A 15535-nucleotide genomic window follows, 5' to 3' on the forward strand; every position below is an offset into this window, starting at 1 on the left:
ACGACCTCTAATTAAAAGAGTGGTGGGCGGCCGGAGAGATCCGGTCGACAAACAGCGTCGCGGCCAGCAAATCGGCGGCACCGCCTGGCGAGGCGTTCAGCGCCAGCATGCGGTGATCCAGACGGGCGAGGGCGGCCTGACCTTCAGCGGTGCGGCAACCACCGGCCAGCAGCACCGCGCGGGCGCCGCGCTGCATGGTTTCCAGTCCGGTCATGCCGGCGCGTGACAGCACGCAGGTATCGCTGAGCGAGGTCATAATCGCCATCAGTGCGTCCAGGCGGGCTTCGCTTTCGCGGGCACCGGCGGCCCGGCTGCGCAACAGCTGCGGCAACGCCCGTTTCATCACGTGTGGAAACGCCTGTTGTGCCTCCTCACGCGCGCCGGGCACCTGATAGCGGTGGCTCGCTTTCAGCCCCTTGCTGAACAGTTTCGGTGCCGCCCGGTCGGGCAGACTCGCCAGCGTCGCTGCGGTACGGGTCAGCTGATCGGCACTGGCTTCACCGCCGTGCATCGCCGCCGCGCTGACCAGCAGGCCCAGCGCCCAGATCGCGCCACGGTGAGTATTCACGCCGCCGGTGGCCGCCATCATCTGCTGCTCGCCTTCCCGTCCCAGACGTCCCACCGTTTCGCGCAGGGCGATATCGGCCGGGCGCATCCAGCTCTGCCGGGCCAGCGCCAGGAAGGTCGGTACCAGGCTCTCGGCGGAACGCTCCATCAGGGCAAGCGTTAAATCGAGATGCGCGCCGTTTCCCCGGCTGTCGACCAGACCCGGCTTTGGACTCAGCCGCGCTTCGTCGGTCAGACAATCGCGCGCTGTCATCGCCAGCCGGCTGGCCTGCGCCTCGGGTTGAGTCTGCGACAGGAGTTTCATTACCAGCTCCGGAATTTAGCGGGTGGGTTATAAAGACCGCCCGACCATTCCACCAGGTCAGAGACGCTGCTGGCGGCCAGCAGTGAGCGCGTCGCATCGGAGCGACGGATGCCCATATCTTCCGGATAGACCACTTTGCCGCTTTTACGCAGCGCAGCGACGCGCGCCGCATCGACGCCAAGACCGATATCGGTGATGCCGGCTACCGCAGCGACCATCGCGCGGCGCTCTTCAAGGCTTTCAGCACGATAGAGATAGGCAATCCCCTCTTCGGTCAACACATGGGTAACGTCATCGCCATAAATCATCACCGGGGCCAGCGGCATACCGGTCGATTTCGCCACTTCAACGGCATCCAGGGTTTCAACGAAGGTTGGTTTTGCCCCGGCCTGGAAGGTTTCCACCATCTGCACCACCAGTTTTTTCCCGCGCTGCATTGGGTCCGGCTCGGTGATCATATTGAGCCAGGCAGGCGAGGCATGACGTCGGCCGTGGGGATCGTGTCCCATGTTAGGCGCACCGCCGAAGCCTGACAGGCGACCACGGGTAACGGTCGAAGAGTTTGCCAGCCCATCAACCTGCAGAGTGGCGCCGATAAACATATCGACCGCGTACTGACCGGCCAGCTGACAGAAGGCGCGGTTAGAACGCATCGAGCCGTCGCTGCCGGTGAAGAAGATGTCGGGACGGGCGCGAATGTACTCTTCCATACCCAGCTCGCCGCCGAAGCAGTGCACGCTCTCAACCCAGCCGCTCTCGATGGCCGGGATCAGCGTTGGATGCGGATTCAGCGTCCAGTGTTTACAGATTTTGCCTTTCAGGCCGAGCTGTTCACCGTAGGTCGGCAGCAGTAGCTCAATCGCGGCGGTATTAAAACCGATGCCGTGGTTAAGCGACTGCACCTGATGCTCGGCGTAGATGCCTTTGATCGCCATCATCGCCATCAGGATATGTTCCTGCTTGATCAGGCGCGGATCGCGGGTAAACAGCGGTTCGATAAAGAACGGTTTGTCTGCCACCACGATGTAGTCGATCCAGGAGCCAGGGATATCGACGCGTGGCAGGTCGGTTTCGTCATCGACCAGTTCATTGACCTGGGCAATCACGATACCGTCACGAAACGCGGCGGCTTCCACCAGCGCAGGGGTATCTTCCGTACTTGGACCGGTATAAAGATTACCTTTGCGGTCCGCTTTATAACCGGCAATCAGCGCGACGTTCGGGCTGAGATCGACGTAGAGACGGGAATAGAGTTCGATATAGGTATGGATGGCGCCGATTTCCAGCTGGCCATCTTCTAACAGCTGAGAAATACGCAGGCTTTGCGGACCGGAAAAAGAGAAGTCGATTTTCGGGCAATGCCTTTCTCGAAAATATCCAGATGCTCGCTGCGACCGACGCTTGGCATAATCATGTGCAGGTCGTGGATTTTGGCCGGATTCACCTCAGCCAGCGTGCGTGATAAGAAATCAGCCTGTTTCTGGTTGTTCCCTTCCAGCACCACGCGATCACCCGGTGCAATCAGTTTTTCGAATGCTTCAACGGCTCTTTCAGTAGGAATGACTTTGCCATCAACAGGAAAAGAAGCCAGACGCCGCGCTTTTTCACTGCGGCGTGTGTTCCATTCCCGGGCAGGCGTTTGGCCTGTGTTCATTTCAACCTCCTGATTAAAATAACGGATATGTCGTTTTGCTAAGAGAAGTCTCTACTTTCTTGATCGGTGGTTCAATTAAGCAAAAAGCCTGAACGTTAGATTTACAGTAACAATAAGAGATGACCGTTTTGATAAGCGAAACAGAAAGATTTGAGTTTAGGCGCTCAGGAAATATCTGAATGGAGAACGGGTATTCCGTGTAAAGAATGGTGTGGGAGTCGCATAATAAATAAATAAGTGGCGGTAAAAATAAAAAGTCTGCTAGCGAAGCGTGGGGGCGACGCAGACGCAGTAAAACCATCCTGGCCTGTGCTGCGCGGATAAAAAAAGCAGGCCGGAGCCTGCTTTCTGATGCGGTATCGTCAGATTATGACGCCAGCGACAGGGCGGGTTTCGCTTTCTGCGCCAGCCATTCTGCCACGCGGGCCTGCTGCTCTTTGCTCAGCCACATGCCCTGCTTGGTACGACGCCAGATCGCATCCTCTACTTCACGCACCCATTCATGCTGCACCAGGTAACGTAACTCGGCTTCATAAAACTCATGACCGAAGTTCTCGCCCAGATCGTCCAGGCTCTTCGCACCGGCCAGCAGCGTTTCGGTATTGCTGCCGTAAGTGCGGGCAAAGTGGCGCGCCATGTTTTCGCTGATGAACGGATAGCGGCGGCGCAGGCTGGCGGCGTAATCTTCGCGGGTGCCGGAAATATTGCCGCCCGGCAGCACGCAGTTCTTCGTCCAGGCCGGACCGGCATTCGGGTAGTACTTCGCCAGCTTCTCCAGCGCATGTTCCGCCAGCTTACGGTAAGTGGTCAGCTTGCCGCCGAACACCGACAGCAGCGGTGCCTGACCGTTATCGTCACGCACATCCAGCGTGTAATCACGGGTAATCGCCTGCGGTGAATCTGATTCATCGTCACACAGCGGACGAACACCGGAATAGGACCAGACAATGTCATCAGCGGTCAGCTGCTTTTTAAAGTGACCGTTGAACACTTTCAGCAGATAGTCGGTCTCGCTGTCGTCGATATGCACGTTTTTCGGATCGCCTTTGTACTCCACGTCGGTGGTACCGATGATAGAAAATTCATCCATCCACGGGATAACAAACACGATACGGTTATCTTCGTTCTGCAGAATGTACGCCTGCTTCTCGGTATGCACGCGCGGCACCACGATGTGGCTGCCTTTGATCAGGCGAATACCATACGGCGATTTTAACTTCAGACCGTCGTCAAACAGCTGTTTGACCCACGGACCCGCCGCGTTGACCAGGCCTTTGGCACGCCAGGTATAGGTCTTGCCGCTGTCGACATCTTCCGCTTCAACCATCCACATGCCACCTTCACGCCAGGCGCGGTTAACGCGGGTGCGGGTACGCACTTCACCGCCACGCTTCACCACTTCCTGCGCATTCAGTACCACCATGCGAGCATCGTCGACCCAGCAGTCTGAGTATTCGAATCCGCGCGTGATTTCTGGCTTCAGGGCCGAATCCGCGCCAAAACGCAAACTCTTACTGCCCGGCAGGCTGGTACGCTTACCCAGATGGTCATACATAAACAGGCCGGTGCGGATCATCCACGCCGGACGCAGATGCGGACGATGGGGCAGACGGAAGCGCATCGGGAACGCGATATGCGGTGCCATTCTCAGCAGCACTTCACGTTCGGCCAGCGCTTCGCTCACCAGACGAAATTCGTAATGTTCCAGGTAGCGCAGGCCACCGTGAATCAGTTTTGAACTGGCGGAAGAGGTCGCGCAAGCCAGGTCCCGCGCCTCCAGCATCAGCACCGACAGTCCGCGTCCTGCAGCATCTGCTGCAATGCCGGCACCGTTGATGCCGCCGCCGATCACGATCAGGTCTTTGGTTTCCACGTCATCTCCTCCGATGTTCGGAATAGTTCATTAATGTTCGTTTTCGAGCATAATCATAATCGCAAACCAACATTGATGCCAGCTTTTAACCCGGTAAAAACATTTTTGCGTGATATAGCTAACATTCTGCCCGTGAAAAAAATACAAAGCCGCAATGATTGTCAGGTTATCGGCGCTGATTCTCGGGTTACACTAGGCGCCATTGTGACGATGTATGAGAGAGACCATGGAAACGTTTGAATGTATTAATGTGCAGCAGGCGCAGGACCATCTGACGCAGGGTGCGCTGCTGGTCGATATCCGTGACCCGCAAAGTTTTGCCCTTGGTCACGCCACCGGTGCACTGCATCTGACCAACAGCAACCTCAGCGCGGTGGTTGCCGGTGCAGACCACAGCCTGCCGGTGCTGGTAATGTGTTATCACGGCAACAGCAGTAAAGGTGCTGCCCAGTATCTGCTGGAACAGGGTTTCAGCGCGGCGTACAGCATTGATGGCGGCTTCGACGCCTGGCGTGCCGCGTTTCCTCAGCAGGTTGCTCACGGCAGCGAATAAATTGCCGCTCGTCACATGGAGAGTTACTGATGCGCATTACCCAATTTAGCCAGCCGCGAATGGCGCAGGCGTTTGTTGACTACATGGCAACGCGCGGCGTCACGCTGCGTATTGAACGTGAAAACCATTACGTCATCATGCTGGATGAGGAAAGCCAGCTTTCGATGGTCGAAAACGAACTTCAGCAGTTCGTCAGCGATCCGAACCATCCGCGCTACCAGGCCGCGAGCTGGCACAGCGGCAAGACCGACAGCGGCTTGCGCTATGAGCGCAGCAACATCTGGGCCAATATCCGCGAGCGCGCCGGCCCGCTGACCATGACGGTGATGCTGCTCTGTATCGCGGTGTTTATTCTGATGCAGATTCTGGGCGATCGTACCGTGATGTACTGGCTGGCGTGGCCGGATGCCGATCAGCATCTTGAGGTATGGCGCTGGTTCAGCCATGCGCTGCTGCACTTTTCACTGCTGCACATCCTGTTCAACCTGATGTGGTGGTGGTATCTGGGCGGGGCGGTAGAGAAGCGGCTCGGCAGCGGGAAACTGTTTGTGATTATGCTGATCTCCGCGCTGCTCAGCGGCTGGATGCAGGCAAAGTTCAGCGGTATCTGGTTTGGCGGTCTGTCGGGCGTGGTCTATGCCCTGATGGGCTATTGCTGGCTGCGCGGCGAACGCGATCCCGACAGCGGCATCTATCTGGAACGCGGCCTGATCGGTTTTGCCCTGGTCTGGTTGGTGATTGGCTGGTTTGGCGTGTTTGGCCTGGCGATCGCCAACGCGGCGCACGTCGCCGGTCTGGTGGTCGGCTTAGCCATGGCGCTGGTCGATACGCGAAAAATCACGCGCCGTTAGTTGTGGCATAGCAGGAATAAGCGAGTAAACAGGAGAGGAACGTGAAGCAGACGCAACGTCATGACGCGATTATCGATTTAGTCCGACGTCAGGGATATGTCAGTACTGAGGAGCTGGTGGATCATTTCGAGGTCAGTCCGCAGACCATTCGTCGCGATCTGAACGATCTGGCTGACCAGAATAAAATTCAGCGCCATCACGGCGGCGCGGCGCTTCCCTCCAGTTCTGAAAACACCGCCTGGCACGATCGTAAAATGATGTTGTCAGCGGAAAAGGCGCGCATTGCGCAGCGGGTGGCCAGCCAGATCCCGGATGGCGCCACGCTGTTTATCGATATCGGCACCACGCCGGAAGCGGTGGCCCACGCGCTGCTGAATCATAACGATCTGCGGGTGGTCACCAACAACCTGAACGTGGCGATGCTGCTGATGGGTAAACCCGATTTTCGGGTGATCATTGCCGGTGGCGAAGTGCGGACTCGTGACGGGGCGGTGATGGGCGAAGCCACGCTCGACTTTATCTCTCAGTTCCGCCTGGATTACGGCATTCTCGGCATCAGCGGTATCGATATGGATGGCTCCCTGCTGGAGTTCGACTATCACGAAGTGCGGACCAAGCGCGCCATCATCGAAAACTCACGCTGTGTGATGCTGGTGGCAGACCACTCTAAATTTGGCCGTAACGCGATGGTTAACCTCGGCAATATGAGCCTGCTGGATCATCTCTACACCGATAAAACGCCGCCAGCCAGCGTGATGAAAGTGATTGAGCAGCATGAGGTCCATCTCGAACTCTGCTGATTCTCCCCGCCGCCAGCCATTCCGCTGGCGTTTTTCTTTGATCGCTGTCGCTTTTTTCTTCACTCCCGTCTTTACTTAACACGTCGCTGGCAGCCTGTTGCCAGCCCGTGCGCTTGCTATTTTGTGCTTCACCTCATTGCGTAACAGAAGGGAGTGATATGCCGCAGCAGAAATTCAATAAAGCCCGTTTTAACGCCGCATTAACCCGTCAATGGCAACACTCAGGTCTCACCTCCGCACAACAGATGACAACGCACCAGTGGTGGCAGGCGATTAGCGCGGCGCTGGCAGAATTGCTGGCGGCGCAACCGTCGCCGCGCGTCTCGGAGCGCCAGCGCCACGTCAATTACCTGTCGATGGAGTTTCTGATCGGCCGTCTGACCGGCAACAATCTGATCAATCTGGGCTGGTATGACGAGGTGAAGGCGCTGCTGGCTGAGCAGCAGATCGATTTAACCGAGCTGCTGGAGCAGGAGGTCGATCCGGCGCTTGGCAACGGCGGGCTGGGGCGGCTGGCGGCCTGCTACATGGACTCGATGGCAACGGTGGGTCAGTCTGCCACCGGACACGGACTCAACTATCAGTACGGCCTGTTCCGCCAGTCCTTTCATCAGGGACATCAGATTGAAGCGCCCGACGACTGGCAGCGTGACCGCTATCCGTGGTTCCGCCACAATGCGGCACTGGATGTTGAGGTGGCGATGGGCGGCAGCGTGGTGAAGCTGGAGCAGGGCGGCGTCCGCTGGCAACCCGATTTCTTTCTGCGCGGCGAGGCGTGGGATCTGCCGGTGACCGGTTACCGCAATGGCACTACGCTGCCGCTGCGTTTGTGGCAGGCGACCAGTGCTCATCCTTTCGATCTGACCCGCTTTAACAACGGGGAGTTTTTGCAGGCGGAGCAGCCCGGCATTGACGCGGCCAAACTGACTAAGGTGCTCTATCCCAACGATAATCACCTGGCGGGCAAACGGCTGCGGCTGATGCAGCAATATTTCCAGTGCGCCTGTGCGGTCGCTGACATCCTGCGCCGCCATCATCAGGCGGGGCGCAGCATCCACAGCCTGCCCGATTACGAAGTGATTCAGCTCAACGATACCCATCCCACCATCGCCATTCCGGAGATGCTGCGACGGTTGCTGGACGAGCATCAACTGAGCTGGGATGAGGCCTGGCATATCACCAGCCGGTTGTTCGCTTACACCAACCACACGCTGATGCCCGAAGCGCTGGAGCGCTGGGATGAAAAACTGCTGCGCAGCCTGCTGCCGCGTCACATGCTGATTATTAAAGAGATCAATCAGCGGCTGAAGAAGCAGGTGAAGCAGCGCTGGCCGGATGACAAAGCGCTCTGGCACAAGCTGGCGGTGGTGGCTGACGGCGAAGTGCGTATGGCGAATCTCTGCGTGGTCAGCGGTTTCGCGGTTAACGGCGTAGCAGCGCTGCACTCCCGGCTGGTGATTACCGATCTGTTCCCGGAGTATTACCAGCTATGGCCGCATAAATTTCACAACGTCACCAACGGGATTACTCCGCGCCGCTGGCTGAAGCAGTGTAATCCGGCGCTGGCGTCGCTGATTGATGAGACGCTTGAGGGAGAATGGGCCAGCAACCTCGATGCGCTTAAAGGGCTGGAGGCCTATGCCGACGATCCGGCGTTTTGCCAGCGTTATCACAGCATCAAGCAGCAGAACAAAGCGCGGCTGACCGACTACATTGCGCAGCGCACCGGTATTATTGTCAATCCGACGGCGATGTTCGACGTGCAGATCAAGCGTTTACATGAGTACAAACGCCAGCATCTCAGCCTGCTGCATATCCTGCACTGCTATCAGACCCTGCTGAATAACCCGGAAGATGCGCACTTTATTCCGCGGGTCTTTCTGTTTGGTGCCAAAGCGGCGCCGGGCTATTACCTCGCGAAAAATATTATTTACGCTATCAATAAAGTGGCGGAAGTGGTCAACAACGATCCGCGGGTCGGCGACAGACTCAAAGTGGTGTTTATTCCCGATTACCGTATCACCGTGGCGGAGTTGATCATCCCGGCGGCGGACTTGTCTGAGCAGATTTCCACTGCCGGCTATGAAGCCTCCGGCACCGGCAATATGAAGCTGGCGCTGAACGGCGCGCTGACCATCGGCACGCTGGACGGGGCCAATGTCGAAATCGCCGAACAGGTCGGCGAGGAGAATATTTTCATCTTCGGGCATCACGCTGATGAGGTGAAAGCCCTGAAAGCGGCCGGTTATAACCCGAAAAAAGTGCGCAAGCAGAATAAGGCGCTCGACGCGATACTCAAATCGCTGGAGAAGGGTAAGTTCAGCGACGGGGACAAACAGGCGTTTGACCTGATGCTGGCGAGCCTGACCAAAAACGGCGATCCCTGGCTGGTGCTGGCAGATTATCAGGCCTACATCGAGGCGCAACAACGGGTGGAAGCGCTATGGCGCGACCCGCAGCGCTGGACGCGCGCCGCCATCCTTAACACCGCGCGAACCGGCATGTTCAGCTCGGATCGCGCCATTCGTGATTATCAGCAACGTATCTGGCAGGCAGCACGCTAAGGAGCAGCATGAAACAGAACTCACTTGATCAGGCCGCCCGGGCGGCCGGTATTTCGCTGGATTACATCAACGTTAACGGCGAAAAAGAGGCGATCAGCGACGACACCAAACGCGCGTTGCTGGCGGTGATGGGCGATCCGCATGACGCAATGAAGGCGCCACTGCCGCCGGTCGCGGTGTTCAGCGGCAGCGGTAAACGTCAGCTTACCCCGCAGGGCAGCGGGGTTTATCACTGGCAGTTGCAAACCGAAAACGGCAAACAGCTCAGCGGGGAACTGACCGCTGGCGAACCTTTTACGCTGCCGGGTCCGCTGGCGCAGGGCTATCACCAGCTGACGCTCAGCAAAGGAAAAAAGCAGTGGCAGACCCGCATTATTGTCACTCCGCGCCGCTGCTATCTGCCGCCGGCGCTGGAAGCGGGCGAGAGGCGCTGGGGCGCGCTGGTACAGCTCTACACGGTGCGTTCGGCGCAGAACTGGGGCATCGGTGATTTTGGCGATCTGCAAATCCTGCTGGAGCAGCTGGCGGCGCGCGGCGGCGATTTCGTCGGGCTCAATCCCCTGCATGCGCTCTATCCGGCCAGTGCCGATTTCGCCAGTCCTTACAGTCCGTCATCACGTCGCTGGCTGAACGTTATCTACATCGACGTCGCTCAGGTGGTCGATTTCCAGCAAAGCCCGGCGGCGCAGAAGTGGTGGAAAAGCGCTAAAACGCAGCGGGCGCTGAGTAAAGTGCGTGAGGCGGAGCTGGTTGATTATGAGGCGGTGATGGCGCTCAAACTGGCCGCGTTACGCCTCGCCTGGGAACACTTCCAGGCGCGGGATGCGGAGAGCGACGATAAACAGTCGTGGTCCGCTTTTGTGCGCGAAGGCGGCGACAGCCTGCGTTATCAGGCAGCCTATGACGGCATACAACTTGAGCGGCGAGCAGGCAATGCACAGCACTGGGGCTGGCCCGCCTGGCCGGAAGGCTGGCGCAACAGCCAGTTGCCGGAGGTGCAGCGCTGGTGTGAGCGGCATGAAGAGGAGATCGCCTTCTGGCAGTGGCTGCAATGGCTGGCGCAGCAGCAGTTTTCTCACTGCTGGGCGCGCAGTCAGGCGCTGGGGATGAGCGTCGGGCTTTACCGCGATCTGGCCGTCGGCGTGGCGGAAGGCAGCGCCGAAACCTGGCACGATCCGGAGCTCTATCGTCTGCAGGCGTCGATTGGCGCACCGCCCGATCGCCTGGGTCCGTTAGGCCAGAACTGGGGCTTACCGCCGATGGACCCGCATGTGATGCAGGCGCGCGGCTATCAGCCATTCATCGACATGCTGCGCGCCAACATGCGTGATTGCGGCGCGTTGCGTATCGACCATGTGATGTCACTGCTGCGTCTGTGGTGGGTGCCCGCCGGTGAAACGGCGGATAAAGGGGCCTACGTGGCTTATCCGGTCGATGATCTGCTCGGCATTCTGGCGCTGGAGAGCCATCGGCTGCGCTGCATGGTGATCGGAGAAGATCTCGGCACCGTACCAAAAGAGATCGTCAGCCTGCTGCGCAAAAGCGGGGTGTTTTCGTGGAAGGTGCTGTGGTTCGAGCAGGAAAAAAACGGCAGTTATCGTGCGCCAGCGGACTATCCGCGGCAGTCAATTGCCAGCGCCAGTACCCATGATCTGCCGACGCTGACCGGTTTCTGGCAGCAGGGCGATCTGTCGCTGGGGGAGAAGATTGGCCTCTATCCGGGCGATGCGGTCAACGCGCTGCATCAGCAGCGGGCAGAGCAGAAGCAGGCGCTGCTGGATGCGCTGCATCAGGCAGGCGCGCTACCGGCCCGCAGCCCGAAAAAAGCGGATAAGCTGGCAATGACGCCGACGCTGAATCGGGCGATTCATCGCTTCCTGGCCGATACCGACAGTGCGTTACTCGGCCTGCAGCCAGAGGACTGGCTCGGGATGACCACGCCGGTCAATGTACCGGGCACGGTTGAGCAATACCCCAACTGGCGGCGCAAACTGAGTAAAACGCTGGAAGAGATATTTGCTGACGAGGAAGTGAATAAGCTGCTCAAAGCGGTCAGCCAGCAGCGTAAGCCTGGCTGAGAAGGTTAGCGCGACAGCTGAGCTGTCGCGCTGACGTCATCAGTAGAACGAGTGTTCGCCGCGCTGGTGCTCGGTGATGTCGCGCACGCCTTTCAGTTCCGGGAAGGCGGCCAGCAGCTCTTTCTCGATGCCATCTTTCAGGGTGACGTCAATCATGGAACAGCCGTTACAGCCGCCGCCGAACTGCAGGATGGCGTAACCGTCATCGGTGATCTCCATCAGCGACACGCGGCCACCGTGGCCCGCCAGCTGTGGGTTGATCTGCGCCTGCAGCAGATACTCAACGCGTTCCACCATCGGCGCATCATCAGAGACCTTGCGCATTTTGGCGTTAGGCGCTTTCAGCGTCAGCTGCGAACCGAGGTTATCGGTGACGAAATCGATTTCAGCGTCTTCCAGATAAGGTGCGCTCAGTTCATCCACGTAGGCTGACAGTTTTTCGAACTTCAGCTCGGTATCGGTCGCTTCGACCGCGTCAGGTGGGCAATAAGAGACACCACACTCGGCTGTTGGCGTACCCGGGTTAATCACGAATACGCGAATCTGGGTGCCATCTTCTTGTTTGGATAGCAGTCTGGAAAAATGCTCTTGGGCAGAATCAGTAATTCGGATCATGTCGATTGCTCAATAGTTGACTAATTTAGTTGGTTATAATACGCCCATCAATGACGCTCTACAAGGTACGGCACAGGCACCAGACCTGCACGCTGGCCGCGCCCTGCGCCAGTAACAGGCGACTGATTTCTTCTGTGGTACTGCCGGTGGTGACCACATCGTCCAGCAGGGCGATATGCCGTCCGCGCACCGCCATTTCAAGGCGGAAAGCACCGCGTAAGTTGCTGCGGCGCTGACGGGCGTTCAGCTGATGCTGTAGCGCCCCTTGTCGCAGACGGTGTAATCCGGCTCCCCACTCACAACCCAGCCAGTGCGCCAGCGGCGCGGCGAGCAGATCGGTCTGATTGTAGCCGCGCTGCCAGCGTCGTCGCCGATGCAGCGGGACCGACAGTAGCAGGTCAGGGCGCGGCAGGTTGCCACGCCGGTAGACATCCAGCCAGCTTAGCAAAAGCAGCCGCGCCAGCATCACCCTGAGTGCGGTTACGCGAGAAAATTTGAGCTGGTTCACCCACAGGCTGAACGGCGGGCGATAGCTGTTAACGCAGATCAGTGCCTGCCACGCGGGTGGCTTCTGCAGGCAGCGTCCGCAGGGCTGCCGCACGTTAGCGGCGGGTAGGCCACAGCGTGGGCAGAGCAGCGGCAAAGCGGGCAACTGGCGCATACAGGGAGTACACAGGCCGTGTTGCGCCATCTGCAACGGTAACCGGCATAGCCAACACAGGGCAGGCATTGATAGCATAGCGACCTCCTTATCACTTTCGGGATAGTAACTGATGACGTCGCTTTACTGGCACACCTGTGGAACAGGGAATGTTGATCTTGTGCTGCTGCACGGATGGGGACTGAATGCCGAAGTCTGGCAGAGCATTATTCCGCGACTCAGCCCGCACTATCGTCTGCATCTGGTCGATCTGCCCGGTTATGGTCGCAGCCAGGCCTTTGGCGCGCTGTCGCTGGCAGAGATGGCGCAGCAGTTGCTGCCTGCGCTGCCTCCGCAGGCGGTGGTTGTCGGCTGGTCACTGGGCGGACTGGTCGCAACCGAGCTGGCGCTGACCGCGCCGCAACGGCTGCGGGCGCTGATTACCGTTGCCTCTTCACCCTGTTTTACCGCGACAGAGAACTGGCCAGGCATCAAACCCGATACGCTGCAAAATTTCCAGCAGCTGCTCAGTAACGATTTTCAGCGCACGGTCGAGCGCTTTCTGGCGTTGCAGACGCTGGGAACAGAGACCGCCCGGGCCGATGCGCGCCGCCTGAAAGAGGTGGTGCTGTCGCAGCCGATGCCGTCGGTGGCGGTGCTGGATGGCGGGCTGGAAATTTTACGCCAGGTTGATCTGCGCGACGCGTTACCGCAGCTATCGCTGCCGTTTCTGCGACTGTATGGCGCGCTGGATGGCCTGGTGCCGCGCAGCATCGCTGCCCGCCTTGACCAGACGCTGCCCGCTTCGCCGTCGTGGGTGATCGACAAGGCGGCCCACGCGCCGTTTATCTCTCATCCTGAGGCGTTTTGTCAGCATATTATGAACTTCATCAACGATTTGCCGACTTAATTGCGCCGGTGACTGGCAAATCTGGCCGCAGCGGCAATACTTCTCTTCGTGAGCAAGGCCGCTGCAATTTTATGTGATTAGTCCCGGACGACTATGCTGTTCCATGCTGCCTTACGCGTTTCGCGGTTGCTTACATCTCACAATGGACCATGAATGAGGGTAAACATAATGAAGGTTTTTAAATGGGTTGTGGCTTCAATGATGATGGGCGCGATTTCATTTTCTGCGATGGCAGCGAAAGAAGTCACCAAAGAAGAAGTTAAAACAATGAACCTGCAGAAGATTGGCACCGTTAACACCACGGCGGAAACCACCTCGCCGATGGATGCGAAAAAAGCGCTGTCTCAGCTGGCTGACGAAAAGGGCGGCAAATATTTCCTGGTCATCGCCGGTCGTGAACACGGTAAATTCAGCGCCACGGCTGACGTCTATAAATAATTAGCGTAGCCACATAAACTGCCAGGCATCCAGCCTCACCGGCTGGGTGCCATCAATCTTCCTGCCGCTCACCACATCCTGCAGCCTATGCGCCACCGGCAACCGGGTTTCAACCGGGCGTCCGCTGAGATTAAATACGCACAGTAATCCCTCGCCACTTTCTGGCTGATGCCGGCGCATCACCAGCAGTGCGTTTTCGCTATCATAAAGCGTCATCGGATTGTCAGGATGAAACGCCGGCTGGCGACGCCGCAGCTGTATCAGCTGACCCAGTTGGGTATAGACCTGATGGCGCAGCCAGTCTTCTCCTGCCAGCGCCGCCTCAATCTGTGCAAGATCGTATTTCTGACGGTTAATCGCCCGGTTATGACCCGCTGCCCGCACGCCATCGTAATGGTTGCGTGAGCCAAGAATGCTTTGAATATAGATAGCCGGCACGCCAGGAAAGGCCAGCAGGATGGCGTGTGCCAGCAGAAAGCGCTGCAGGCGGGTCGCGTCATCGTCGGCTTCACGGTTTAACGCATCCAGATAGGTGACGTTGATTTCATACGGGCTGGTCGTGCCGTCCGGGTTATTTTTGTAGGAAACCAGCGCGCCCTCCAGCGCCAGATCGCGCACCAGCGCCACAATCTCTACCTCGCTCAGAATGCCGCGTGCCGGGTTCAGCCCGATACCATCGTGCGACGCCAGAAAGTTGAAGAAGGTGGTGTCGTTACTGCTGAGATCGAGGCTGCTGGCCCATTGACGCAAGGCGCGCGCCGAGCCGGTATGAATGCCGTGCAGCACCAGCGGCGGCAGGGAGAACTGATAGACCATCTGCGCCTCATCGTGGCCGTTGCCCAGATAGCTGATGTTGTCCTGATGCGGCACGTTGGTCTCGGTGACGATCACCGTACCGGGCGCGACAATATCGGCGATTGCGCGGAACAGTTTCACCAGCTGATGTGTCTTTTCCAGATGAATACAGCGGGTACCGGGCGTTTTCCACATGTAACCGACCGCATCCAGCCGCACATAATCAGCACCGCGTTTCAGGTAGTCGAGCAGCACATTGACCATGCGCAGCAGCACCGCCGGATTGGCAAAGTTGAGATCAATCTGATCGGCGCTGAAGGTGGTCCAGATAAAGCGGGTCTCGCCATCGGCCATCTGAAACGGCGTCAGCAGTGGGGAAGTCCGCGGGCGCGTCACCGCGCTGAGATCGGTGGCGGGCGGCATACTGATGAAGAAGTCATCCCAGCCGGGGTCCTGCGCCAGAAAATGCCGGAACCAGGCGCTGTGCGACGACATGTGGTTACAGACGAAATCAAACATCAGGCGGGTTTCCTGATGCAGCCGCGCAACGTCCTGCCAGTCGCCACAGATCGGATCGACCTGATGATAATCAATCACCGAGAAGCCATCGTCAGACGACCAGGGGAAGAACGGCAGCAGGTGCACCAGCGGGAAAATCGATTGCAGGTGCTGCTGATAGAAACGGGAAAAAGTGCTGAGCGTTGGCTTATCGGCTTCGCGAAACTGATCGGCGTAGCTGATCAGCACCACGTCCTGCTCATCCCAGTGTGCTTTGCGCGGCAGCTTGATGGCATCGCGCGCGTCTGCAATATCCGCCAGCAGCTGCGTACGCGTTGCCTCAGGAAAAGTGCCGGCATAAATCTTATCGATTAGATCGGTGATCGTTTCCATCG

General features: G+C 58.4%; 12 protein-coding genes and 1 pseudogene. 7 read left to right on the forward strand and 6 right to left on the reverse strand.

What is annotated here, in order from left to right; genetic code table 11:
- Positions 1-7: 7 nt before the first annotated feature.
- The 3 genes and pseudogenes from LZU96_RS02105 to glpD all read right to left on the reverse strand — a co-directional run bounded on the left by LZU96_RS02105 (position 8) and on the right by glpD (position 4398).
- Positions 8-871 carry a triphosphoribosyl-dephospho-CoA synthase gene (locus LZU96_RS02105; RefSeq protein ID WP_233986897.1) on the reverse strand — a complete coding sequence of 288 codons (864 nt, stop codon included), beginning with the start codon at positions 869-871 and terminating at the stop codon, positions 8-10.
- A pseudogene (gene mdcA / locus LZU96_RS02110) lies at positions 871-2525 on the reverse strand (malonate decarboxylase subunit alpha). The gene LZU96_RS02105 and the pseudogene mdcA overlap by 1 nt, the downstream one beginning before the upstream one ends.
- A gap of 367 nt (positions 2526-2892) precedes the next feature.
- Positions 2893-4398: a glycerol-3-phosphate dehydrogenase gene (gene glpD, locus LZU96_RS02115; RefSeq protein ID WP_233986898.1), complete on the reverse strand. Its 1506-nt coding sequence runs from the start codon at positions 4396-4398 to the stop codon at positions 2893-2895.
- Positions 4399-4624: 226 nt separating this feature from the next.
- Here glpD and glpE point away from each other — a divergent pair, with 226 nt between their 5' ends.
- The 5 genes from glpE to malQ all read left to right on the forward strand — a co-directional run bounded on the left by glpE (position 4625) and on the right by malQ (position 11244).
- Positions 4625-4951 carry a thiosulfate sulfurtransferase GlpE gene (glpE, locus tag LZU96_RS02120; protein WP_233986899.1) on the forward strand — a complete coding sequence of 109 codons (327 nt, stop codon included), beginning with the start codon at positions 4625-4627 and terminating at the stop codon, positions 4949-4951.
- Between the two features lie 29 nt (positions 4952-4980).
- On the forward strand, positions 4981-5802 hold the full coding sequence (gene glpG, locus LZU96_RS02125) for a rhomboid family intramembrane serine protease GlpG (protein ID WP_233986900.1): 822 nt from the start codon (positions 4981-4983) through the stop codon (positions 5800-5802).
- Positions 5803-5843: 41 nt separating this feature from the next.
- Positions 5844-6602 carry a DeoR/GlpR family transcriptional regulator gene (locus LZU96_RS02130; RefSeq protein WP_094120216.1) on the forward strand — a complete coding sequence of 253 codons (759 nt, stop codon included), beginning with the start codon at positions 5844-5846 and terminating at the stop codon, positions 6600-6602.
- A gap of 158 nt (positions 6603-6760) precedes the next feature.
- Positions 6761-9166 carry a maltodextrin phosphorylase gene (gene malP / locus LZU96_RS02135; protein WP_233986901.1) on the forward strand — a complete coding sequence of 802 codons (2406 nt, stop codon included), beginning with the start codon at positions 6761-6763 and terminating at the stop codon, positions 9164-9166.
- 8 nt (positions 9167-9174) lie between these two features.
- Positions 9175-11244 carry a 4-alpha-glucanotransferase gene (gene malQ / locus LZU96_RS02140; RefSeq protein WP_233986902.1) on the forward strand — a complete coding sequence of 690 codons (2070 nt, stop codon included), beginning with the start codon at positions 9175-9177 and terminating at the stop codon, positions 11242-11244.
- Positions 11245-11283: 39 nt separating this feature from the next.
- Here malQ and nfuA read toward each other — a convergent pair whose 3' ends face one another.
- Both nfuA and gntX read right to left on the reverse strand, forming a co-directional pair.
- A complete protein-coding gene (gene nfuA, locus LZU96_RS02145) occupies positions 11284-11859 on the reverse strand; it encodes a Fe-S biogenesis protein NfuA (RefSeq protein ID WP_094120218.1) in 576 nt (191 codons plus the stop codon).
- A gap of 58 nt (positions 11860-11917) precedes the next feature.
- Entirely contained in the window at positions 11918-12598 is a 681-nt protein-coding gene (gene gntX / locus LZU96_RS02150; protein ID WP_233986903.1) for a DNA utilization protein GntX, read from the reverse strand.
- A gap of 34 nt (positions 12599-12632) precedes the next feature.
- Here gntX and bioH point away from each other — a divergent pair, with 34 nt between their 5' ends.
- Both bioH and LZU96_RS02160 read left to right on the forward strand, forming a co-directional pair.
- The gene (bioH, locus tag LZU96_RS02155; RefSeq protein ID WP_233986904.1) at positions 12633-13409 is read left to right on the forward strand and encodes a pimeloyl-ACP methyl ester esterase BioH; all 777 of its coding nucleotides are present in this window, start codon (positions 12633-12635) and stop codon (positions 13407-13409) included.
- A 168-nt stretch (positions 13410-13577) separates the two neighbouring features.
- Positions 13578-13847: a YdgH/BhsA/McbA-like domain containing protein gene (locus tag LZU96_RS02160; protein WP_233986905.1), complete on the forward strand. Its 270-nt coding sequence runs from the start codon at positions 13578-13580 to the stop codon at positions 13845-13847.
- On the opposite strand, the gene LZU96_RS02165 is transcribed toward LZU96_RS02160, so the two are convergent.
- Positions 13848-15533 (reverse strand): alpha-amylase family glycosyl hydrolase, encoded by a 1686-nt coding sequence (locus LZU96_RS02165; RefSeq protein WP_233986906.1) that lies wholly within the window; start codon positions 15531-15533, stop codon positions 13848-13850.
- Between the last annotated feature and the right edge of the window lie 2 nt (positions 15534-15535).

Source organism: Pantoea agglomerans, from assembly GCF_021397715.1.
GTDB lineage: Bacteria > Pseudomonadota > Gammaproteobacteria > Enterobacterales > Enterobacteriaceae > Pantoea > Pantoea astica.

Coding starts and splice junctions, on each gene's coding strand:
- LZU96_RS02105 (WP_233986897.1), bottom strand. CDS start 871: ATGAAACTCCTGTCGCAGACTCAACCCGAGGCGCAGGCCAGCCGGCTG.
- glpE (WP_233986899.1), top strand. CDS start 4,625: ATGGAAACGTTTGAATGTATTAATGTGCAGCAGGCGCAGGACCATCTG.
- glpG (WP_233986900.1), top strand. CDS start 4,981: ATGCGCATTACCCAATTTAGCCAGCCGCGAATGGCGCAGGCGTTTGTT.
- malP (WP_233986901.1), top strand. CDS start 6,761: ATGCCGCAGCAGAAATTCAATAAAGCCCGTTTTAACGCCGCATTAACC.
- malQ (WP_233986902.1), top strand. CDS start 9,175: ATGAAACAGAACTCACTTGATCAGGCCGCCCGGGCGGCCGGTATTTCG.
- nfuA (WP_094120218.1), bottom strand. CDS start 11,859: ATGATCCGAATTACTGATTCTGCCCAAGAGCATTTTTCCAGACTGCTA.
- gntX (WP_233986903.1), bottom strand. CDS start 12,598: ATGCTATCAATGCCTGCCCTGTGTTGGCTATGCCGGTTACCGTTGCAG.
- bioH (WP_233986904.1), top strand. CDS start 12,633: ATGACGTCGCTTTACTGGCACACCTGTGGAACAGGGAATGTTGATCTT.
- LZU96_RS02160 (WP_233986905.1), top strand. CDS start 13,578: ATGAAGGTTTTTAAATGGGTTGTGGCTTCAATGATGATGGGCGCGATT.
- LZU96_RS02165 (WP_233986906.1), bottom strand. CDS start 15,533: ATGGAAACGATCACCGATCTAATCGATAAGATTTATGCCGGCACTTTT.